Annotated in this window: 1 pseudogene; it reads right to left on the bottom strand. The window is 75.1% G+C overall.

The annotated features are described in order from the left end of the window. Positions 1 to 365: pseudogene (locus ACZY1I_RS32250) on the bottom strand (hypothetical protein); the annotation flags it as partial.

Here is a 365-nt window from a genome sequence, read left to right as displayed (position 1 = left end):
CCGCCGCTGGCACCGTTACCGCCGGCGCCGCCATCGCCGCCCAGATAGCCGTCGCCGCCGTTGACACCCGCGAGACCGCCGGCACCGGTGGCGCCTAGGCCGCCCTTGCCCGCAATACCTGCCGCGCCACCGTTACCGGCCGCGCCACCATCACCGGACTTCCCGGCGATATCGCCAGTACCGGCGGCGCCGCCCTTACCGCCCGCGCCGCCATCAGCGCCGGCACCGGCGTTACCGCCGGCTTGTCCGTTGCCGCCAGCGCCGACGGTCGCGATTCCGTTGCTACCGTCGACGCCGCTGCCGCCCTTACCGCCCTCGCCACCCTTACCGCCGGCGCCGCCGTCGCCGGCTTTGGTTCCCAGACC

Source organism: Mycobacterium sp. IDUB_37, assembly GCF_055419245.1.
The sequence above is the reverse complement of the archived record's forward strand: the minus strand, read 5'-3'. Positions and strand labels throughout refer to the sequence as shown.